Source organism: Streptomyces sp. A5-4 (assembly GCF_051131715.1).
GTDB lineage: Bacteria > Actinomycetota > Actinomycetes > Streptomycetales > Streptomycetaceae > Streptomyces.
On record NZ_CP178591.1, the window covers coordinates 1214571 to 1236150 of the forward strand.

Here is a 21580-nt window from a genome sequence, read left to right on the forward strand (position 1 = left end):
AGAAGTAATTCCTTCGAGGGAACGACCAATCCGCGGGCGGCCCGGCCCCGAATAACGGGTGTGAGCCAAGATCAGGAAGTTCCGGCAGCACGGGGCGGCGCCCCGGGCAGGACCGCGCCACCGGCGCGTGTCCGCCCCGCCGCTCCGGGCGGATCAGCCGCGGACTTCAGCTGCGCGAGGACCGGCACGAAGCCGTCCTCGCAGGGCGACCGGCCGACCAGCCGGACACCCGCTCGGTGCACGGCGCGAGCGAGACACAGGTGCGGGCCGGCAGCAGGTGGTCCCCCGTGACATAGGCCCACCGGTCACGCGCCACCGCACCCCGCACGTTCCGTACACACACCACCCCCCTCAAGGAGTACGCCATGAACACCACACGCTTCCAGCGCGTCGCCCTCGCCGTCGTCGGCGCAGCAGTTCTTCCGCTGTCGCTCACGGCCTGCTCCAGCGATGACGGCAAGGACACCAAGGCCGACTCCACCCCGACGGCCGCCGAGGAGAAGTCCACTCCCCCCGCCGACGACGCCATGACGGACAAGCCCTTCGGCCCGGCGTGTGCGAGCGTCCCGGCCGACGGCGCCGGCAGCTTCGACGGCATGGCCAAGGACCCGGTCGCCACCGCCGCGTCCAACAACCCCGAGCTGTCCACCCTGGTCACCGCCGTCAAGAAGGCCGGCCTCGTCGACACGCTCAACAACGCCGAGAACATCACGGTGTTCGCCCCGACCAACGCCGCCTTCGCGAAGATCCCGAAGGCCGACCTGGACAAGGTCCTCGCCGACAAGGCCACCCTCACCAAGATCCTCACCTACCACGTCGTCGGTGAGAAGCTCGCCCCCAAGCAGCTCGAAAAGGGCACCTACCCGACCCTGGAGAAGAGCACCCTCACCACCGCCGGCTCCGGCGAGTCCTACACCGTCAACGACACCTCCAAGGTCGTCTGCGGCAACGTCCCCACCGCCAACGCCACGGTCCACATCGTCGACACCGTCCTGATGCCCAAGAAGTAGTACCCGGCGCTCAGGCGCTGGTTCGACGCGACCCCGGTGCCGGGACAACCGGCACACGAGGCACCTCTGTCCCCACTCCCCTTCCCCCCGGTGACCTGACGGACCGGGCGGGGCCGGGTGGTGGGGACAGTCGTCCGTCCGGCGGTCGGGAACCCGAAGGGCGCACCCTTCGGGTTCGGACTCGCGGGTGCGCCCTCCGCGCTTTCCCGACGCCGCCGACACGCTGTGCGGGGGCCGGTGGCCGGGACCCCGGCGACGCCACCGAATCCGACGGCGTCACCTGCCGAAGGCCCCGACCGTCGAGCTCCGCCTCGCGGGACACCCGCCCCGGCGGCCCGGCGCCTACCGCGACCGCACCGTGGCCCGTACCTCCCGGTCCGGCTGAAGCGTGAGCGACGGTACGGGCCGTATCTCACCGGGGTCGACGTCCAGGTCGAACCGCCGCGCGAGGACGGCCAGAATCAGCACCGCCTCCACCATGGCGAAGCGCGCGCCGAGGCAGACCCGCGGGCCGCCGCCGAACGGGAACCACGCGTACTCCGGTATCTCCTCGCCGCTCTCGGCGTCCCAGCGCTCCGGCCGGAACTCCTCGGGCTCCGGGAACCACCGCGCGTCCCGCTGCGTGACCCACTGGCTGCACCACACCCGGGTCCCCGGCTCCACCGGCAGCCCGCCGATCCGGGCGCCCTCCTTGGCGACCCCGGTGAGCAGCCAGATCGTCGGATACAGCCGCAGCGTCTCCTTCACCACCGCCTGGGCGTAGGTGAGCTTCGCGTAGTCGTCGAAGCCGGGCTCCCGGTCACCGAGCACCCGCTCCAGCTCCTCCGCGAGTGCGGAGCGCACCCGCGGATTGCGCGCGAGCAGGTACCAGGCCCACACCAGGGTGCTGCTGGTCGTCTCGTGCCCGGCGATGTACAGCGTGACGGTCTCGTCGCGAATCTCGTCGTCCGAGAGACGGGCCCCGGTCTCGTCCTGCGCGGCGAGCAACCGGCTCAGCAGGTCGGGCCGTTCACCGTCGCCGCTCCGGTGCTGCTCGACCACCTGGGCGACCTCCGCGTCGATGACCGCCGCGGCCCGCCTGATACGAGCCCGCCCCGGCGTCGGCACCCAGTCGGGCAGCAGGGCCCCGATCCCGCTGAACTCCACGCCTATTTCCCGCTGCGCCACATCCATCGCCCGGCCGATCGCCTCGGCGTCCGCCGCGGTGCCCGCCCCGAAGATGGTGCGCACAGCGATCCGCTGGGTCAGGACGGCCATCTCGCGCTTGATGTCGACGCGTTCACCGTCGGACCATCCGTCGGCGAGCTGGGCGGCGCACTCCGTCATGGTGGTCGCGTAGGACCGTACCTGCTTGGGACGGACCGACGGCTGCACCAACGACCGCTTGCGACGCCAGTCGGGACCCCGGGCCACGATCACTCCGTTGCCCATCAACGTCCGGAAGGCGATGCCCAGTTCGGGCTGGTCGAAGCTCCGCTCGACCTCGGTGATCAGCTCACCGACGAGCTGGGGATCGGCGACAAAGAGACACCGCGACGGGCCGAACCGCCACCGCACCAGGTCCCCGTACCCTCGCAGCCGCTCGAAGAACGCCAGCGGGTTCCTACCGAACTGCGGCAGGTTGCCGAGGAAGGGCAGCCCGCGCGGCCCGGGCACGGACCGGTACTCCTGCGGCTGTACGTCGACGGCCGCACCGGCATCCGTGGTCATGATGGGCTCTCCCCTGCTCGGGCGGCGCGCATCGGGTGCTGCGCGCGACTGACCCCATCGAAGCCGACGGGTCGGACACTCCACCAGCCCCTGTGGACAACCGCACCGGCCGAATGGCTGGTTGACGCCTGTCGCCTCACGAAAACGCCGGTGCGCCACCCCTGAAATCAGGGGTGGCGCACCGGCACTCCATGACTGCCCGGCCGGCCTTCAGCCCACCGACGAGTACGCGACGACGCCGCGCAATACGGCTTCGACCGCCTTGCGGGCGTTCTTCGCGACCGTGCTGCCGTCGTGCGGCGCGGCCGCCGCGACCTGGCCCAGCACATCGATGACCTGCTTGCACCAGCGGACGAAGTCACCGGCCGGCATCTCGGCCTCGCGCAGCACCTCGTCGAGCCCCTTCCCGGAGGCCCACATGAACACCGCCCAGGCGAAGCCGAGATCGGGTTCGCGCTGCCCGACCCCCTCCGTCTGGTTGATCTCGAAGTCCTCCTCCAGGGCGTCGAGCCTGCCCCAGATGCGGACCATTTCGGCCATGGCGGTCTTCGCGGGCCCGGTGGGCAGCTTGGGCGCGACCGCGTCGTCCGACTGCCTCGCCTCGAAGACCAGGGCCGAGACGCACGCTGCCAGTTCGGCGGGGCTGAGCCCCTCCCACACACCCTCGCGCAGGCACTCCGAAGCCAGCAGATCGAGCTCGCCGTACAGCCTGGCGAGCCGCTTGCCGTGCTCGGTGGCCTTGTCGCCGCGCAGGTAGTCGAGCTCGGTCAACAGGGCGTAGATCCGGTCGAAGGTGCGGGCGATGGTGTTCGTCCGGCCCTCGATGCGCCGCTCCAGCTGCCGGGTGTCCCGCTGCAGCCGGTAGAAGCGCTCGGCCCACCGGGCGTGGTCCTCGCGCTCGTCGCAGCCGTGGCAGGGGTGCGCCCGCAGGGCCGTACGCAGCCGGGCGATCTCACGGTCGTCGGCCGCGGCGGCCCGCGGCTTGCGGTGCCGGTCGGGGTCGATGTGCCCGGCCTTGGTGCGCAGCGCGGACGCCAGGTCGCGGCGCGACTGCGGGCTGCGCGCGTTGAAGGACTTGGGGATCCGCATCCGCTCCAGCGGCTCGACGGGCACCGGGAAGTCGATCGACGCGAGCCGCTTGACCTGCCGCTCGGCGGTGATCACCAGGGGCCGGGGGCCGTCGTGGTGCTCCATCCCGCGGTGCCCGTTGGCGCGCCCGGCGGGCAGCCCCGGATCGAGCACCAGCGCCAGTCCGGCGAACTTGCCGGTCGGCACATGGATGACGTCACCGATCTTGAGCTTCTCCAGCGAGTTCGCCGCGGCGGCCCTGCGCTGCGCCACGCCCTGCTTGGCCAGCTCGGTCTCGCGGTCCTTGAGCTCGCGGCGCATCCGCGCGTACTCCTCGAAGTCCCCCAGGTGGCAGGTCATGCCCGCCCGGTAACCCTCGATGCCCTCTTCGTTCTTCTGGACCTGCTTCGAGATCCCGACGACCGACTTGTCCGCCTGGAACTGCGCGAACGACGTCTCCAGCAGCTCTCGCGAGCGGTGCTGCCCGAACTGCCGGACCAGGTTCACCGCCATGTTGTACGACGGCTTGAAGCTGGACCGCAGCGGGTAGGTGCGCGTCCCGGCGAGGCCGGCCAGCGCGCCCGGGTCCATGCCGCGCTGCCACAGCACGACCGCATGGCCCTCGACGTCGATGCCGCGACGTCCCGCGCGGCCCGTCAACTGGGTGTACTCACCGGGGGTGATGTCGGCGTGCTGCTCGCCGTTCCACTTGACGAGCTTCTCCAACACCACTGATCTGGCGGGCATGTTGATGCCGAGCGCCAGGGTCTCCGTCGCGAAGACGGCCTTGACCAGGTTCTTGACGAACAGCTCCTCGACCACCTCCTTGAAGGTCGGCAGCATGCCCGCGTGGTGTGCGGCGATGCCCCGCTCCAGGCCTTCGAGCCAGTCGTAATACCCGAGGACGTGCAGGTCCTCGTTGGGGATCGACGCCGTGCGCTCCTCGACGATCTCGCGCACCCGCCGGCGCCCGTCCTCGTCGTTGAGCCGCAGGCCCGCGAACAGGCACTGCTGTACCGCGGCCTCGCAGCCCGCGCGGCTGAAGATGAAGGTGATCGCGGGCAGCAGCCCGGCGGAGTCGAGCCGCTCGATGACCTCGGGCCTGGCGGGCGTCCAGATGCGACCGCGCGCTCTGCGCTCCCGCTCCCGGTCGGCCTCGCGCGGCTCCCTGCCACGGCGACCGCGCGCGTGGAAGGAGGTGCTGTTCTCCATCCGCGCCATGCGCACCAGGTCGGGATTGACCTCGCGCCGGCCACCCCTGCCGTCGTCGGACTCCTCGAAGAGGTCGTACATCTTGCGTCCGGCGAGCACGTGCTGCCACAGCGGCACGGGCCGGTGCTCGGAGACGACCACCTCGGTGTCGCCGCGGACGGTGTCCAGCCAGTCGCCGAACTCCTCGGCGTTGGACACGGTCGCCGAAAGCGAGACCAGCGTCACCGACTCGGGCAGGTGGATGATCACCTCCTCCCACACGGCTCCGCGGAAGCGGTCGGAGAGGTAGTGCACCTCGTCCATCACCACATAGCCGAGCCCACGCAGCGACTGCGAGCCCGCGTACAGCATGTTCCGCAGGACCTCGGTGGTCATCACGACCACCGGGGCATCGGAGTTGACGCTGTTGTCACCGGTCAGCAGGCCGACCTTGTCGGCCCCGTACCGCCTGACGAGGTCCTGGAACTTCTGGTTGGAAAGCGCCTTGATGGGCGTGGTGTAGAAGCACTTGCGGCCCTCGGCGAGCGCCAGGTGCACGGCGAACTCGCCGACGATCGTCTTGCCCGAGCCGGTCGGGGCGGCGACGAGCACACCCTTGCCTGACTCAAGGGCCTTGCACGCCTCGATCTGGAACGGATCCAGGTCGAAGTCGTACAGCTCACGGAAGGGTGCGAGCGCGGTGGCCTGCTCGGCGGTGCGCGCTCGAGCTGCGGCGTACCGCTCAGCTGGGGAGAGGTCCTCTGTCATCTTGTTCAAGAGCCTACCCGCCAGGTATGACACTCAGCCCGATCTTTATCGACGGGCTGAGGCACCCTTCACGACCACTGGATCAGGTGGCGTCGTCGTACCCGTTCAGTTGCTTGGGACGGGTCCCGCCGCTCTGCGCGCCCGCCTGTTCCGGCAGCCCGCGCGACGCGGGCACGGTCTCGACCGCCTCGAGGCCGTCGACGGCCTCGGGCGTGAGATCGAGGTCGGACGCCTTGTCGTCGTCCAGCTCCGCGTCGGGGTTGTTGCGCCTGCGGCGCCGGTCGTTGGCCAGCGAGAACGCGACAGCCATGAAGTACAGGACGGTGATCGGACCAGCCAGGGCGAGCATGCCGATCGGGTCGGTGGTGGGGGTGATCACCGCGCCGAAGACGAAGACGCCCATGATGACGCCGCGCCACCAGCGGACCATGCGACGGCCGCTGAGGATGCCGGTGATGTTGAGCATCACCAGGACCAGCGGAAGCTCGAAGGCGAGCCCGAAGACGAGCACCATGCGCAGCGTGAAGTCGAGTACGTCGCCGAGCGACAGGATGTTCGCCGAGCCCTCCGGAGTGAGGCTGATGAGCACCTTCACGCTGACCGGGAGGATGAGATAGGCGAGGTAGGCGCCTGCCGAGAAGAGCGGCACGGCGGCGCCGACGAAGGCGTACGTGTACTTCTTCTCGGTCTTGTGCAGTCCGGGCGCCACGAAGGCCCAGAGCTGGTAGAGCCAGACCGGACTCGCGACGACGAGACCGGCCGTGAGGCTGAGCTGGATCGTCACGCTGAAGGGAGCCATCAGCGTATTGAAGGAGACGATCGCGCAGTTACCACCGTCGCTCGTGACGTTCGGACCGCACTTCGGCACCGAATCCGTCAGGAACTTCATGAGGTCCTCGCTGTACACGAGGGCCACAATTGTGACCGCCATGATCGCGAGCAGACCCTTGGCAAGCCGGTTGCGGAGTTCACGCAGGTGCTCCACGAGAGGCATGCGGCCCTCGGGATCCTTCTCCGGCTTGCGGGCAGTCTTGAGCAACCCACGTCCTCATCTCGTGCGGCAGGGGGTCACCGGTCAAGGTGCCTGCGGCGGCCCAGGTCTCAGCGCTTGCTGGTGTCGGTCGGCTCGTTCACGGGACGCGAGCTGGTCACGTCGCCGGGAGCGGCCTGGATCGTGCGCGGCGGAGTCTGGGCGGTCTGGTCCGGGGTGGCACCCGGGGCCGGCGGGTCGGCCGGGGCGCTCTGGTCGTCGTCCTTCTTCATCGCCTTGGCCTCGCTCTTGAGGATGCGGGCCGACTTGCCCAGCGAGCGCGCCATGTCCGGAAGCTTCTTGGCACCGAACAGCAGGATGATGATGACGAGGATGAGGATGATCTCGGTGGGGCCGAGCCTACCCATAGCTGATTACCTTCTTCACCGAGGCGACAGGGGGTCTGGTGCTCGACCGGCCGGACGCGTGTCCGGTCGCCGCGCTGGCAGCGATCGTAACCCGTAGGGGTAAACACAGGGCAATGCCCGCGCGTACTACGGATTGCGGCCCGCGCCTCGCTGGCAAGGCCGCCATCTGCAGGATACCGCCCGGGTCGGGGCCGGTGGAGAGCGGATCCGCTACCGAAGGGTCTCACCCGTGCGGGCCAGATCCTCCGCCGCCCGCTCCAGATTCTCGGCGGCCCGGTTGATCCGCAGCGAGGTGTCGGCGACCTGGGTGCCGAGGCGCTGGACTTCGAGGAAGACCTTGACCGCCAGGACACCGAGTACGGCGAGACCAAGGAATCCAAGAGCGATTGCGAGCATCGGCCAGAGCATGGGCAGAGCCTAGACGCTCAGAAGGTGGTGTGGAGGCGCAGCGTCCGTACGCCGCCCACCGTGAGGAGCTCCACGATGCGCTCATCGGCCGGCTTGCGCACCGCGGAGCCGCACTCCGGGCAGGTGAAGGAGTAGAAGGTCTTGCGTCTGCTGGCGCCGATGGCCAGCCGCAGCGAGCCCGCCGACAGCTCGAAGCCGGCGCGGCAGTCCGGGCACGCCGCCCTGAAGAGGACCGGGCCCACCGCGGTGGTCGTTCCGGGCACCATCGACATCTCTCCATATCTCCTTAAACCTTCTTACCCGGCCCGCGTCCGCTAGGCCTGCCCGTCGTAGGCGGTGAGCGCCTCGCGCGCCGCCTGCCGTGCGCTCACGGCCAGATATCCGGGCGCCACGATGTGCCCGTCCCTGCCGAGCCGCAGTGCGAGCCGCCGCAGCGAGGCCGGGTCGGGGGTGCGCAGCGTGATCCGCAGGCCACCGTCGGGCAGCTCCTCGGCGCTGTCGTGCGGGTAGTACTCGGCCACCCAGCGGCCTCCGGGGCCGACCTGCACCACGACCTCCGGGTCGTCAGCCGCGGGCTGCACGAGCCCCTCCGAGAGGTCACGCAGCTCGATCTCGGGCGGCACCGACGGTTCGTCGAGCAGCCTGATCTCGGCGACCCGGTCGAGGCGGAACGTACGCCGTGCCTCGGAGAGCCTGCACCAGGCCTCCATGTACGTGTGGCCCACGGCGAAGAGCCGGATCGGGTCGACCTCGCGCTCGGTCAGCTCGTCGCGCGCCGGTGAGTAGTAGCGCAGCCACAGCCGGCGCCGCTCGGAGATCGCGCGGTCGACGTCGGCGAAGACCCCGCCCTCGGACTCGAAGGTCACCGAGAGGCGGGAGCTGGCGCTCGCCTCCTCCCCCGCCGCGGCCTCCAGCTTCGCGGTGGCGCGCAGCAGGGCCTGGCGGTCACCCTCGCGCAGTCCGGGCAGGGTGGAGACGGCGCGGGCGGCGACGAGCAGCGCCGTGGCCTCGTCGGCGGCGAGCTTCAGCGGCTCGGCGACGTCGTCGGGGTTGTGCCACCAGATGCGGTCGCCGTCGGTGTCGATGTCGAGCAGGTCACCGCCCCGGAAGCTGGTGCCGCACATGGGCAGCACATCCAGGTCGGAGATCAGCTCGTCCTCGGTGATCCCGAAGGCACGGGCGACGTCGGTGACGTGGGCGCCGGGGCGCTCGCGCAAATAGGTCACCAGCGAGAGCATCCGGCGCGTCTGGTCGATCGCGTTCGTGGCCATGAAGTACGGGTCCCCCTCAGTCCTTCTCAGTCCTTGGCCACGGCGCGCAGCCGGTCCACGACGTCGGCCCGCAGATCAGCGGGCTCAAGTACGACCACGTCCGGGCCGAATTCGACGAGCCAGGCGTCGAGCCCGTGCCCGTACGGGATGGCCAGCTCGTCCCAGCCGCCGCCCAGGTCGCGCACGGCCGTGGCGCGGGCGCGCAGGGGGTAGCCGGAGCCGGAGCGGAGCTTGATCAGGGCCGTGCGGGTCGCCGTCTCCCCCGCCCAGCTCTCGACGGTCTCGCGGACCGTCACCACGTCCGGCACGGGCGCGGTGAACGCCCCGGTGCGCGAGCGCACCTTGCCGGTGATCCGCGAGAGCCTGAAGACGCGCTCGGCACTGCGGTCGCGGTCCCAGCCGGCGAGGTACCAGTGGCCGCGCCAGCACTCCAGTGTCCACGGCTCCACCTGCCGGGTCTCGGGGCGGGCCGCGGTGGCCTTGCGGTAGTCGAAGACGACGGGGCGGCGGTCGCGGCAGGCGAGCATCAGCGGCTCGAAAGCCGCCTCGTGCACGGGGATCCGCGGTTCGAGGGCGCTGTGGTGGACCTCGTACGGGTCGTCCGCCTCCGGCATCCCGGCGGCACGCAGCTTCTGCAGGGCGCCGCTGGCGGCGCCGGCCAGCCGGGCCTGCTGCCAGACCTTCGCGGCCAGGCCCAGCGCGGCGGCCTCTTCGGCGTCGAGGGTGATGGCGGGCAGCCTGTTGCTGTCCCGGCGGGCGAGGTAGCCGGTGTCGCCGTCGAGATTCTCGACCGTGTCGATGACCAGACCGAGTTCGCGCAGATCGTCCTTGTCGCGCTCGAACATCCGGTTGAAGGAGTCGTCCGTACTGGCTTCCAGGTAGGCCTCGATGGACCCCCGCAGTTCCCGCTTGCTGAGCGGGCGCCGGGTCCCGAGCAGGCACAGCGCCAGGTTCATCAACCGTTCGGCCTTGGCAATCGCCATCGGCACCCTCTCTCTTGCTCTACGACCGTTGACCGTACCGCCCCGGGGTGTCGCGGCAAAAGCCGAGGGCCCACGACACAAGGCGTGGGCCCTCGTTCTGCTACCGGTTGATCAGGCCTCGATGAGGTCGCAGACGAAGATCAGCGTCTCGCCCGGGGCGATGACGCCGCCGCCGGCGCCGCGGTCGCCGTACGCGAGGTGCGCGGGGATGGTCAGCTTGCGACGGCCGCCGACCTTCATGCCCTGCATGCCCTGGTCCCAGCCGGCGATGACCTGGCCGGCACCGAGCTGGAACTGCAGCGGCGTGCCGCGGTTCCAGCTGGCGTCGAACTCTTCACCGGTGGAGAAGGCGACACCCACGTAATGGACCTTGATGGTGGCGCCCGCCTTGGCCTCCGCGCCGTCACCCTCCCAGATTTCCTTGATCTCGAGGTCGGCCGGCGGCTGACCTTCCGGGAAGTCGATCTCGGGCTTGTCGATGCTCACGAAAGTGCTCCTACGAATGAATCTTGTGGACAACCGCGCCAGTCTGCCACGGGCGGACGGACGGCACGGGTCGGACGGGATCGGGGAGGACCGGCTCAGACGGTGTCGATGATGTCGACGACGAAGAGCAGGTTGTTCTTGGCCAGCTCGCTCTGCGGGTTCGAGCCGTACGCCTGGGCGGCCGGGATGCTCAGCAGGACACGGTCGCCGATGTGCTTGCCGACCAGGCCCTTGTCCCAGCCCGGGATGACCGCGCCGGCGCCGATCTGGAAGCCGGTGGCGCCACCGTGGTCCCAGGAGGAGTCGAACTTCTTGCCGTCCTCCCACTTGACGCCGGTGTACTGCGCGACGAGGCCCTGGCCCGCCTTGACCTCGGCGCCGGAGCCCTTGATCAGGACCTGGTCCTTGAGGTCCTTGGGGGCCTTCTCACCCTTGGGAATGGTGATCGTCGCAGCCTTCCGCGGGTTGGCCTTCACCTCGGGCAGGCCGGCTTCGGACGCCGCCTGCTCACCCTTGGCCTCGGCCTTCTTGTCGACCTTCTTGGCAGCGACCACGTCGACGACCCAGACCAGGCCGTCCGTCGGCTTGATCCCGGACTGCGGGTTCAGCTGCTGGCCGATGATCGCGTCGGCGGTGCCCTCGATCTCGACCCGGCTGCCGACCTTCTGGCCTACCAGGGAATCGAGCACCTTGGCGGGCAGCATCTGGCTCTGCGCGCCGATCTCCTGCACGACCTGGGTGCGCGGCGCCTTCGGGTCGGCTCCCGGAGCCTTGGTCCAGCTGCTGCCGAGGGGCTTGGAGTCCTTCATCGCCTTGCCGCTGTGATCGACGCGTACGAAGTCGCCCTTCTTCACCGCGCTGCCGTCACCGTCACTGACGGTGCTGACGACGATCTTTTCGGAGGGCTTCGCGTCCTTGGCAATCTCGATCTTGGGCTCGTCGCCGAACTTTCCGGTCACCGTGGCGGCGCTGCTCTTCTTCGCCTCGCCGTCCTCGGAACCTGAGTCGGACCCGCAGGCCGCGGTCAGCAACAAGGTGGGAACTACCAGTACCGCAGCGGCACGGCGGACAGTCTTCGTGGGGTTCATTCAGTCCAACTCGCGAGTAGAGGGGGTCCGGGCACTGCCTGCCACTCTACGACTTCGCCCCAGCAGCACCACGGGTACTGACACGGCTGCGCGCCGGAACATGTACGTCCCGGCGCGCAGGCGTGTCAACTGTTGTCTGCTGCTGTCCGGTGTTGACAGCGTTTACGGCTCATCCACCGGTGCCACTCACATACCGGCGATCAGCTTCTCGACGCGGTCGTCCACCGACCTGAAGGGGTCCTTGCACAACACGGTGCGCTGCGCCTGGTCATTGAGCTTGAGGTGCACCCAGTCGACGGTGAAGTCCCGGCGCTGCTCCTGGGCCCTGCGGATGAAGTCGCCGCGCAGCCGCGCCCTGGTGGTCTGAGGGGGCACCGATTTGCCCTCGAAGATCTTCAGGTCGTTGCAGATACGGGCGGCCTGCCCCCTCTTCTCCAAGAGGTAGTAGAGCCCGCGGCGGCGATGGATGTCGTGGTACGCCAGGTCGATCTGCGCGACCCGCGGATTCGACATCGTCATGTTGTGCTTGGCCCGGTACCGCTCGATGAGCTTGTACTTCATCACCCAGTCGATCTCGGTACCGATCCGGTCGAGGTCCTCGGCCTCGATCGCGTCCAGGGTGCGGCCCCACAGTTCGAGGACCTGCGCGACATTGCCGGTGCGGATGCCTCGCCGGTCGACGAAGTCCACAGCCTTCTCGTAGTACTCGCGCTGTACTTCGAGGGCCGATGCCTCGCGCCCGCTCGCCAGCCGCACCTTGCGCTGGCCGGTGATGTCGTGGCTGACCTCGCGGATGGCCCGGATCGGGTTCTCCAGGGTGAGGTCACGCATCACCGTGCCCGCCTCGATCATGCGCAGCACCAGGTCGGTGGCTCCGACCTTGAGCAGCATGGTCGTCTCGGACATGTTCGAGTCGCCGACGATGACGTGGAGCCTGCGGTAGCGCTCGGCGTCCGCGTGCGGCTCGTCGCGGGTGTTGATGATCGGCCGGGAGCGGGTGGTCGCGGAACTGACGCCCTCCCAGATGTGCTCGGCACGCTGGCTGACGCAGAAGACCGCGCCACGTGGCGTCTGCAGTACCTTGCCGGCACCGCAGATCATCTGCCGTGTGACAAGGAACGGGATGAGGATGTCCGCGAGCCGGGAGAACTCTCCGTGGCGGGCCACCAGATAGTTCTCGTGGCAGCCGTAGGAGTTCCCCGCAGAGTCGGTGTTGTTCTTGAAGAGATAGACGTCGCCCGCGATTCCCTCCTCGTGCAGGCGGCGTTCGGCGTCGACGAGAAGGCCTTCGAGAATGCGCTCGCCTGCCTTGTCGTGCGTAACCAACTCGGTCAGGTTGTCGCACTCGGGAGTTGCGTATTCCGGATGCGATCCCACGTCGAGGTAGAGGCGGGCGCCGTTCCGCAGGAAGACGTTGCTACTGCGGCCCCATGACACAACACGGCGGAAGAGGTAGCGCGCCACTTCGTCGGGAGACAGTCGGCGCTGTCCCCTGAACGTGCATGTGACGCCGTACTCGTTCTCCAGCCCGAAAATGCGGCGGTCCATGACTGAACATTACGCCTTATGGCCTGTCCTGAAACCGGGTTCGGCCGCACGGATTCGATCATTTCCCGAAGGGTTAAACACGGAGTCGACGGCAACGGGCGGAGTGAGAACCCGTTGGGTGCTCAGCAGCACCACCAACGCCGCGACTCCGGCGATCGAGGCGACGGCGAAACTCGCGGCGGCGCCCCCGTGTTCCACGGCCGGTCCCGCGGCTCCCGTACCGACCGCCGCGCCTACGCCGAAGGTGGTGACGAGCCAGGAGAACGCCTCGGTTACGGTGCCGCGCGGGGCGTGCCGGTCGACGACGATGAACGCGCAGGCGAGCGCGGGCGCCAGGAAGACACCGGCGACCCCGACGAGCACGGTCATCGCGGCGACGCCCGGGGTGAGCATCAGCGGCAGGTAGCCGAGCGCGAGCAGCGCCACGATGACCCGCAGCCTCCGCTCAGGAGCGCCGGCCCACTGGCGGGCGCCGTACAACAGGCCGCCGAACAGCGCGCCGAGGCCGAGTGCGGCCATCAGCAGGCCGTACACCGACTCCCGGCCGTGGTCGTCGGCGTACGCGACTCCGGCGACCGTGATCGAGCCCAGGGCGAGGCCGACGAAGAAGAAGGCGCCGAGGAGTGCGAGCAGAGCGGGTGAGCGCAGCGCGCCGAGCCAGTGCGCCTCGCGGGGTGCGGAGCGCCACGCGCGCGAGGGCTTCGACAGGACGACGGAGAGCGCGCCGAGCACACCTATCGCGTTGATCACCAGCAGCGCGGCGGCCGGGGACCGGAGCGACACGAGCAGGGTGACGAGCAGCGGGCCGACGGTGAACATGATCTCCTGCGCCACGGCGTCCATGGCGTACGCCCGGTGCACCCGGTCCTCGCGGCCCAGTACGTCGGTCCACAGCGCCCGAAGGCCCCCTTCGAGCGGCGGGGTGAAGAGGCCGGCCACGATCACGGCGGCGTACGCGAGGAGCAGCGGATCGATGCCGGCGAGCGTGAGCAGGACCATGCCCAGGGCCGAGAGGACGGCGGAGGGGAGCTGGACGCGGGGCTGTCCGTACAGGTCCACGGCGCGGCCGAGGAGTGGCTGGCCGACCGCGTTGGAGAGTCCGTAGATGGCCGCCAGAGCGCCTGCCAGGGAGTAACTGCCGCCCTCGGCCCGGACGAAGAGCACGATCGCGATCGGCGCGGTGGCGTTCGGCAGACGCCCCACCAGGGTCCCGGCCAGCAGGCGGGCGGCGTGCCTGGTTCTGAGCAGTTCCGCGTATCCCGCAGCCATGTCCGTCCCTCTCCCCCGGCACGACCCGGAGTTTTACGTATAACTTCCAGGGTCATACGTACCATGGGGCGACATCGCGGGTCCACCCCGCGACGGCGGAACCGTTGACGCGCGGAGGCACGAGTGACCAGCCCGGACGACACCCACGGCGCCGCCGCGCCCCGCCGGGCGAGGCGCGAGCCGGCCGCCGACGCGGCCCCGACCAGCAGGGACGTGGGGCGGGCCGCCGGGGTGTCGCAGGCCACCGTGTCGCTGGTCCTCGGCGACAAGTGGCGCGGACGCGTCTCGGAGCGCACCGCGGAACTGGTGCGCGGGGCCGCGCGGGAGCTGGGGTACCGGCCCAATCTCGCCGCCCGCAGTCTGCGGCTCGGCCGGACCAGGACCGCACTGCTCGTCGTCCCCGCCCTCACCAACGAATTCTTCGCCCGGGTCTACACGGGCGCCGCCCGCACCGCCGCCGAGCACGACTTCGGCGTGGTGCTCTACCCCTCCCCCGACGGCACAGGGCCCGCCAGGGACCCCTTCGCCTCGGCACGGGCCGCGCTGGACGGCGTCATCGCCTCGTCCATGGCGGCCGGGGCGCTCGGCGCGATCCGGGGCGCCGCCCTGCCCCTGGTCATGCTCGACAGCGACCCGGCGGAACCCGACGCCGCCGCCCATGTGAACCTCGACATCGCCGACGGCATGCGTCAGGTGACGGAGCATCTGCTCGCGCTGGGCCATCGCAGGTTCGCCCACCTCGCGTCGGCCGTGGACTCCTGGACCTTCGAGGTGCGGGCACGGGCGATCGGCGAGGCACTGCGCGGGGTTCCGGACGTCGTTCTGCGTACCGTGCCCACGGCGCTGGACGTGCACAGCGGCCGGCGGGCCGCGGAGCTGGCACTCACCGGGCCCGGCCCCCGGCCCACGGCGCTCGTCTGTGACGACGACATCATCGCGGCCGGTGCCTGCAAGGCCGTGCGGCGCCTCGGTCTGCGGGTGCCCGAGGACGTCTCGGTCACCGGCTTCGACGACCTGGCCCTGGCGACCGCCGTGGAGCCCGAACTCACCACTGTCCGGCTGCCAGCCGAGCGGGTCGGCGAACGCGGCATGGCGGCGCTGCTGGCCGTCCTGGACGGCCGGGAGCCCGAGGGGGGCGACCTGCCGGTGGAACTGGTCGCCCGCGGCTCCACAGCCCGCGCCTGAGGCCCCGCGGCCCTCGCGGCCCGTACACGCCTGATCCCCGGCGCCGCTGGGCGGGCCGGGGATCGGCTGAGGCGCCCGGAGAGCGGCCGGGCTACTCCTCCTCGGTGTCCGAAGGCACCTCGGTCGGCTCGGCCGCGTTGCCGTCCGCCTCCAGGAGGCGGGTCAGCTGGCGGCCGACAATGCGCTTGAACTTGCGCTTCTGCGGCCTCGTACGGTCCAGGACCGCAACCTCCAGGCGCTCAGCGGGGATCTCCCGCTCGCTGCCGTTGGTGTCCCGCGACAGCGCCTGCACGGCGAGCTTGAGCGCCTCCGCGAGCGTCATTCCGTCGCGGTGACGCTGATCGAGGAAGGTGCTGATCTGCTCCGCGTTGCCGCCGACCGCGACCGAGCCGTGCTCGTCCACGATCGAACCGTCGTGCGGCAGCCGGTAGATCTGGTCACCCTCGGCCTCGGCACCGACCTCGGCGACGACCAGCTCCACCTCGTACGGCTTCTCCGCGTTGCTGGAGAAAATCGTGCCCAGCGTCTGCGCGTAGACGTTGGCGAGGCCACGGGCCGTCACATCGTCGCGGTCGTAGGTGTATCCACGCAGATCGGCGTACCGGACACCGCCAATGCGCAGGTTCTCGTACTCGTTGTACTTGCCGGCGGCGGCGAAGCCGATCCGGTCATAGATCTCGCTGAACTTGTGCAGGGCACGGGACGGGTTCTCGCCGACGAACACGATGCCGTCGGCGAACTGCAGCACAACAAGGCTGCGACCACGGGCGATGCCCTTGCGGGCGTATTCCGCCCGGTCGGCCATGGCCTGCTGGGGTGAGACATAGAACGGCGTCGACACCGGCTATCCGTCCCTTTCTGTCAGTGGCGAATGCATCGGAGAGGCACAGACTCAGAGCAGCGCGGCGCGCGGACCGTCGGGCTGTTCCATGCGCCGCTCCAGGATCGCCCGGGCCACCTCGGAGGACTCCGCCTCGGTGAGCCTGCGGAAACCGTCCTCGGTGATGATGGTGACGATCGGGTAGATCCTGCGGGCCACGTCCGGGCCGCCGGTCGCCGAGTCGTCGTCGGCCGCGTCGTAGAGCGCCTGGATGACCAGCGTGATGGTCTGCTGCTCCGTCAGATCCTCACGGAAGAGCTTCTTCATCGAACCGCGGGCGAAGACGGAGCCCGAGCCGGTGGCCGCGTAGCCGTTCTCCTCGGAACGGCCGCCTGTGACGTCGTACGAGAAGATGCGTCCCTTCTCGCGGTCGACGTCGTACCCCGCGAAGAGCGGGACCACGGCCAGGCCCTGCATCGCCATGCCCAGGTTGCTGCGGATCATCGTGGAGAGCCGGTTCGCCTTGCCCTCCAGGGAGAGCGTGGCGCCCTCGACCTTCTCGAAGTGCTCCAGCTCCAGCTGGAAGAGCTTGACCATCTCGACGGCGAGCCCGGCGGTGCCGGCGATGCCCACCGCGGAGTACTCGTCGGCCGGGAAGACCTTCTCGATGTCGCGCTGCGCGATCATGTTGCCCATGGTGGCCCTGCGGTCACCGGCGAGCACCACGCCGCCGGGGAACGTCGCCGCGACGATCGTCGTGCCGTGCGGCGCCTCGATGACGCCCTTGACGGGCGGCAGGACGCGCCGACCGGGCAGCATCTCGGGCGAGTGGTCGCCCAGGAAGTCCATGAACGATGACGAGCCCGGCGTCAGGAAGGCAGCTGGTAGACGCCCGGTGCTACGAGTGTTGGCTTCCACGCGTTTCCCTCCAGGTATGCGGCGGCCCGACGCAAGGTGTCGGGGTCGTCCCTCAACTTGCCGATGGCCGAATTGCAGTTGAAGCAAAGTACGCCTTGGACACTACCCGTCGTGTGGCAGTGATCCACATGAACTGCGGGCGCAGACAGGCAGATCGAGCAGATGCCCATCTGCGACGAGATCATGTCGTCACGCTCGGCCATGGTGATGCCGTACTTCCGCTTGAAGTAGCTCTGCTGGTTCCGCCCTGCCCGGCCCACCTTGCAGTAGCTCGCATAGCCGTCCGGCGTGGTCGAGTTCAGTTCCCACTCCGAGTGGGCTTTGATCTCGCCACATTGGGGGCAACGCTTGCTTCCACGCGGCACGGGCACCTTCGCCCGCACCGCACGCCCCTTCGCCTCCTGGCGCTGCCGGTAGTACTCGGCGGCGCACTCCTTGCAGTAACCCTGAAGACCGTCACTCGTCGAGCGATTGCTCGCGAATACCTCGCGCTGCAATGTCCGCTGACATCGAGAGCATCGCTTATATTCGTTCACATTCGTGATTATTGTCCGCCCTTCTGAACGAAGGACCTCACGAAATCCTCCGCATTCTCTTCGAGTACGTCGTCAATTTCGTCCAGCACCGAGTCGACATCGTCGCTCAGCTTTTCCTGCCGCTCCTTGAGATCCTCCGAGCCCTGCGCTTCCTGCGCGGTCTCCTCGGCCTCCTCGGTGGAACGTGTCGCCTTCTGCTGCCCGCCGTCGCTGTCCTTGGTCGCCATCTCTACCTCACCCCGCTCGCTCGGTTCGATGTCCTTGATCAGACCCTACAAGTGGGGTCCGACATTCGCGCCGTACTTCCACAACGCGCGGTCACCACCTCAATGATTCCCACCCGCCGGCTCTTTCAGCCGCCCGAGAGCACCCGGACCAGATCCTCGGCCGTCCGGCACCGGTCAAGGAGCTCCTTGACGTGATTGCGTGTACCACGCAACGGTTCCAGGGTGGGTACCCGCTGGAGTGAGTCCCTGCCCGGCAGGTCGAAGATGACCGAGTCCCAGGAGGCCGCCGCGACGTCGTCCGCGTACTGCTCCAGGCAGCGTCCGCGGAAGTAGGCTCGGGTGTCCTCAGGGGGCTTCGTCTCGGCCCGTTCGACCGCGTCCTCGCCCAGCAGCCGCTTCATCTTGCCGCGGGCCACCAGCCGGTTGTAGAGGCCCTTCTCGGGGCGTACGTCGGCGTACTGGAGGTCCACCAGATGCAGCCTGGCCGCGTCCCAGTCCAGGCTGTCGCGGCGGCGGTAGCCCTCAAGGAGCTCCCGCTTGGCGATCCAGTCCAGCTCTCCCGACAGGCTCATCGGGTCGTTCTCCAGCCGGTTCAGCACGTCCTCCCAGCGGACCAGGACGTCCTTGGTCTGCTCGTCGGCGTCGGCGCCGTACCGCTCCTCGGTGTACTTGCGCGCCAGCTCGAAGTACTCCATCTGAAGCTGTACGGCGGTGAGGGTCCGGCCGCTGCGGAGCGTGATCAGCTGCTTCAGCGTCGGGTCGTGCGAGACCTGGTGCAAGGTGCGCACCGGCTGCTCGATCGCGAGGTCCACATTGATGAAGCCGTCCTCGATCATCGAGAGCACCAGGGCCGTCATACCCAGCTTCAGGTACGTGGAGATCTCGGAGAGGTTGGCGTCGCCGATGATCACATGCAGCCTGCGGTACTTCTCGGCGTCCGAGTGCGGCTCGTCGCGCGTATTGATGATGGGTCGCTTGAGGGTGGTTTCGAGACCGACCTCGACCTCGAAATAGTCGGCGCGCTGGCTGATCTGGAACCCGTGCTCGTGGCCGTCCTGGCCGATGCCGACACGGCCGGCGCCGGTGATGACCTGCCGGGACACGAAGAACGGCGTCAGGTGACGCACGATGTCCGAGAAGGGGGTCTCCCGCTTCATCAGATAGTTCTCGTGGGTGCCGTAGGAGGCGCCCTTGTTGTCGGTGTTGTTCTTGTACAGGTGGATCGGCTGGGCCCCGGGAAGCTGCGCCGCGCGCTCCGCGGCCTCCGCCATGATGCGCTCGCCGGCCTTGTCCCAGAGCACCGCGTCCCGCGGGTTGGTGACTTCCGGTGAGCTGAACTCGGGATGCGCGTGGTCGACGTACAACCGCGCGCCGTTGGTGAGGATGACGTTGGCCAGGCCGATGTCCTCGTCGGTGAGCTGGCTGGAGTCGGCGGACTCGCGTGCGAGGTCGAAGCCCCGTGCGTCCCGCAGCGGGTTCTCCTCCTCGAAGTCCCAGCGGGCGCGTCGCGCCCGGTGCATCGCCGCCGCGTAGGCGTTGACGATCTGGGACGAGGTGAGCATGGCATTGGCGTTGGGGTGGCCGGGGACAGAGATGCCGTACTCCGTCTCAATGCCCATTACTCGCCGTACGGTCATGCGGCCCTCCTTGCCCGGCGTCGCCCCCGGACGGAGGCGACGCTCAAGTACCGCTGGTTGTCCGGTGCGTGTGCGGTGCCCGTCCCCGCACTGCGCGACCCGGCGGTACCGAAGAGCCTAGAACCCCCATGCGCTGGTGGGGAGATCAATTCCGTCATTGCTTGCTGTGGTCGAGGCGCGGGTCGCCGTGTCGGAGAAAGCAACCGGCTGCGGATGCCCGAGCGGGCACCCGCAGCCGGTCTGTGATCTACAGGTACTGCCCGGTGTTTGCCACCGTGTCGATGGAGCGTCCGGTGTCCGCGCCCTGCTTTCCGGTGACGAGCGTGCGGATGAATACGATCCGCTCGCCCTTCTTGCCGGAGATCCGGGCCCAGTCGTCCGGGTTCGTGGTGTTCGGCAGGTCCTCGTTCTCCTTGAACTCGTCCACGCATGCCTGGAGGAGGTGGGAGACCCGAAGGCCCTTCTGGTTCTGGTCGAGGAAGGCCTTGATGGCCATCTTCTTGGCCCGGTCGACGATGTTCTGGATCATCGCGCCCGAGTTGAAGTCCTTGAAGTACAGGACTTCCTTGTCGCCGTTGGCGTACGTGACCTCGAGGAAGCGGTTCTCCTCGGTTTCGGCGTACATCTGCTCCACGACGGTCTGGATCATGCCGTGCACGGCGCCTTCCCTGGAGCCCGTGTGCTCGGCCAGGTCGTCGGAGTGCAGCGGGAGGTGGGACCTGAGGTACTTGGCGAAGATGTCCCTTGCCGCCTCGGCGTCGGGACGTTCGATCTTGATCTTCACGTCGAGCCGGCCAGGACGCAGGATCGCCGGGTCGATCATGTCCTCGCGGTTGGAGGCGCCAATGACGATGACGTTCTCCAGGCCTTCCACGCCGTCGATCTCGGCGAGCAGCTGCGGGACGATGGTGTTCTCCACGTCCGAGCTGACACCGGAGCCACGGGTGCGGAAGAGCGATTCCATCTCGTCGAAGAAGATGATGACGGGGGTACCCTCGCTCGCCTTCTCCCGCGCACGCTGGAAGACCAGGCGAATGTGCCGCTCGGTCTCACCGACGTACTTGTTGAGGAGCTCGGGGCCCTTGATGTTGAGGAAGTAGCTCTTCCCCGTGGGCTGGCCGGTCACCTCGGCGACCTTCTTGGCAAGGGAGTTGGCGACGGCCTTGGCGATGAGCGTCTTGCCGCAGCCGGGCGGACCGTAGAGCAGGATGCCCTTCGGGGGGCGCAGTTCGTGCTCCTTGAAGAGGTCGGGGTAGAGGTAGGGCAGCTCGACCGCGTCGCGGATCAACTCGATCTGGTTGCCCAGGCCGCCGATCTTGGTGTAGTCGACGTCCGGTACCTCTTCGAGGACAAGCTCCTCGACCTCGCTCTTCGGGATCACTTCATAGACATAGCCGGACCTGGGTTCCAGCAGCAGGGCGTCGCCGGGGCGGATGGTTACGTCCAGCAGCGGCTCGGCGAGCCGCACCACCCTCTCCTCGTCGGTGTGCCCGACCACCAGGGCGCGCTCGCCGTCCTCAAGGACTTCCTTGAGGGTGACGATGTCGCCGGCGCGCTCGTATTCCATGGCCTCGACCACGTTGAGCGCCTCATTGAGCATGAGCTCCTGGCCACGCCGGAGCTCTTCGAGCTCCACACTGGGACTGACATTGACCCGGAGCTTTCGGCCACCGGTGAAAATGTCGGCGGTGCCGTCCTCGTTGGCGAGCAGGAAGACACCGAAGCCGGCCGGCGGCTGCGCGAGCCGGTCGACTTCCTCCTTGAGGGCCACGATCTGGTCGCGGGCCTCTCTCAGCGTGTTGGCGAGCCGCTCGTTCTGCGCGGACACGCCTGCCAGATTTGTCTGCAGCTCGACGATCCGCTCTTCGAGAATCCTCGTATGACGCGGAGAGTCGGCGAGCTTGCGGCGCAGGACGGCGATTTCCTGCTCGAGATAGGCAACCTGTCCGGCGGGGTCCTCGGACCCTCGCGCGGACCGGATGCCGCGGTTGATGTCGTCGTCGTGGGCTGCCACGGTCCTCACCTCCTCCAAGGGGAGCTGGACGCTTCCTGACCCTAC

At 68.8% G+C, this 21580-nt stretch carries 20 protein-coding genes; 2 read left to right on the forward strand and 18 right to left on the reverse strand.

Annotation, left to right across the window (positions count from 1 at the left end; all coding sequences use genetic code 11):
• The first annotated feature begins 365 nt into the window (after positions 1-365).
• The gene (locus ACLLJJ_RS05595; RefSeq protein ID WP_434588140.1) at positions 366-1010 is read left to right on the forward strand and encodes a fasciclin domain-containing protein; all 645 of its coding nucleotides are present in this window, start codon (positions 366-368) and stop codon (positions 1008-1010) included.
• 342 nt (positions 1011-1352) lie between these two features.
• On the opposite strand, the gene ACLLJJ_RS05600 is transcribed toward ACLLJJ_RS05595, so the two are convergent.
• From ACLLJJ_RS05600 to ACLLJJ_RS05655, 12 genes are all read right to left on the reverse strand, one after another.
• A complete protein-coding gene (locus tag ACLLJJ_RS05600; RefSeq protein WP_434588142.1) occupies positions 1353-2720 on the reverse strand; it encodes a cytochrome P450 in 1368 nt (455 codons plus the stop codon).
• 210 nt (positions 2721-2930) lie between these two features.
• Positions 2931-5747 (reverse strand): DEAD/DEAH box helicase, encoded by a 2817-nt coding sequence (locus ACLLJJ_RS05605; RefSeq protein WP_434600313.1) that lies wholly within the window; start codon positions 5745-5747, stop codon positions 2931-2933.
• Between the two features lie 82 nt (positions 5748-5829).
• Positions 5830-6741 (reverse strand): twin-arginine translocase subunit TatC, encoded by a 912-nt coding sequence (gene tatC, locus ACLLJJ_RS05610; protein ID WP_434600314.1) that lies wholly within the window; start codon positions 6739-6741, stop codon positions 5830-5832.
• 107 nt (positions 6742-6848) lie between these two features.
• On the reverse strand, positions 6849-7145 hold the full coding sequence (gene tatA, locus ACLLJJ_RS05615; protein ID WP_434588144.1) for a Sec-independent protein translocase subunit TatA: 297 nt from the start codon (positions 7143-7145) through the stop codon (positions 6849-6851).
• Between the two features lie 210 nt (positions 7146-7355).
• Entirely contained in the window at positions 7356-7553 is a 198-nt protein-coding gene (locus ACLLJJ_RS05620) for a hypothetical protein (protein ID WP_434588145.1), read from the reverse strand.
• A gap of 17 nt (positions 7554-7570) precedes the next feature.
• A complete protein-coding gene (locus ACLLJJ_RS05625; RefSeq protein WP_434588146.1) occupies positions 7571-7825 on the reverse strand; it encodes a hypothetical protein in 255 nt (84 codons plus the stop codon).
• Between the two features lie 42 nt (positions 7826-7867).
• Entirely contained in the window at positions 7868-8824 is a 957-nt protein-coding gene (locus ACLLJJ_RS05630) for a helix-turn-helix transcriptional regulator (RefSeq protein ID WP_434588147.1), read from the reverse strand.
• A gap of 26 nt (positions 8825-8850) precedes the next feature.
• Positions 8851-9807, reverse strand: coding sequence for a helix-turn-helix transcriptional regulator (locus ACLLJJ_RS05635; RefSeq protein ID WP_434588148.1), 957 nt, complete (start codon positions 9805-9807; stop codon positions 8851-8853).
• Positions 9808-9918: 111 nt separating this feature from the next.
• Positions 9919-10293, reverse strand: coding sequence for an FKBP-type peptidyl-prolyl cis-trans isomerase (locus tag ACLLJJ_RS05640; RefSeq protein ID WP_434588149.1), 375 nt, complete (start codon positions 10291-10293; stop codon positions 9919-9921).
• A 95-nt stretch (positions 10294-10388) separates the two neighbouring features.
• Positions 10389-11381 (reverse strand): FKBP-type peptidyl-prolyl cis-trans isomerase, encoded by a 993-nt coding sequence (locus ACLLJJ_RS05645; protein ID WP_434588150.1) that lies wholly within the window; start codon positions 11379-11381, stop codon positions 10389-10391.
• Positions 11382-11567: 186 nt separating this feature from the next.
• The gene (gene pafA / locus ACLLJJ_RS05650; protein ID WP_434588151.1) at positions 11568-12929 is read right to left on the reverse strand and encodes a Pup--protein ligase; all 1362 of its coding nucleotides are present in this window, start codon (positions 12927-12929) and stop codon (positions 11568-11570) included.
• Positions 12930-12938: 9 nt separating this feature from the next.
• The gene (locus tag ACLLJJ_RS05655; RefSeq protein WP_434588152.1) at positions 12939-14198 is read right to left on the reverse strand and encodes an MFS transporter; all 1260 of its coding nucleotides are present in this window, start codon (positions 14196-14198) and stop codon (positions 12939-12941) included.
• Positions 14199-14411: 213 nt separating this feature from the next.
• On the opposite strand from ACLLJJ_RS05655, the gene ACLLJJ_RS05660 reads away from it, so the two are divergent.
• Positions 14412-15383 (forward strand): LacI family DNA-binding transcriptional regulator, encoded by a 972-nt coding sequence (locus ACLLJJ_RS05660; protein WP_434600315.1) that lies wholly within the window; start codon positions 14412-14414, stop codon positions 15381-15383.
• A 91-nt stretch (positions 15384-15474) separates the two neighbouring features.
• Here the strand turns inward: ACLLJJ_RS05660 and prcA are convergent, their stop codons facing one another.
• From prcA to arc, 6 genes are all read right to left on the reverse strand, one after another.
• Complete coding sequence (prcA, locus tag ACLLJJ_RS05665; RefSeq protein ID WP_434588153.1) at positions 15475-16224, reverse strand: proteasome subunit alpha; 750 nt, start codon at positions 16222-16224, stop codon at positions 15475-15477.
• 51 nt (positions 16225-16275) lie between these two features.
• Complete coding sequence (gene prcB, locus ACLLJJ_RS05670) at positions 16276-17121, reverse strand: proteasome subunit beta (protein WP_434588154.1); 846 nt, start codon at positions 17119-17121, stop codon at positions 16276-16278.
• Positions 17073-17657 (reverse strand): endonuclease VII domain-containing protein, encoded by a 585-nt coding sequence (locus ACLLJJ_RS05675; RefSeq protein WP_434588155.1) that lies wholly within the window; start codon positions 17655-17657, stop codon positions 17073-17075. The genes prcB and ACLLJJ_RS05675 overlap by 49 nt, the downstream gene beginning before the upstream one ends.
• An 8-nt stretch (positions 17658-17665) precedes the next feature.
• The gene (locus tag ACLLJJ_RS05680; RefSeq protein ID WP_434588156.1) at positions 17666-17884 is read right to left on the reverse strand and encodes a ubiquitin-like protein Pup; all 219 of its coding nucleotides are present in this window, start codon (positions 17882-17884) and stop codon (positions 17666-17668) included.
• A gap of 125 nt (positions 17885-18009) precedes the next feature.
• Entirely contained in the window at positions 18010-19521 is a 1512-nt protein-coding gene (gene dop / locus ACLLJJ_RS05685) for a depupylase/deamidase Dop (RefSeq protein WP_434588157.1), read from the reverse strand.
• A 247-nt stretch (positions 19522-19768) separates the two neighbouring features.
• Positions 19769-21535, reverse strand: a complete 1767-nt coding sequence (gene arc / locus ACLLJJ_RS05690) for a proteasome ATPase (RefSeq protein ID WP_434588158.1) — start codon at positions 21533-21535, stop codon at positions 19769-19771.
• Between the last annotated feature and the right edge of the window lie 45 nt (positions 21536-21580).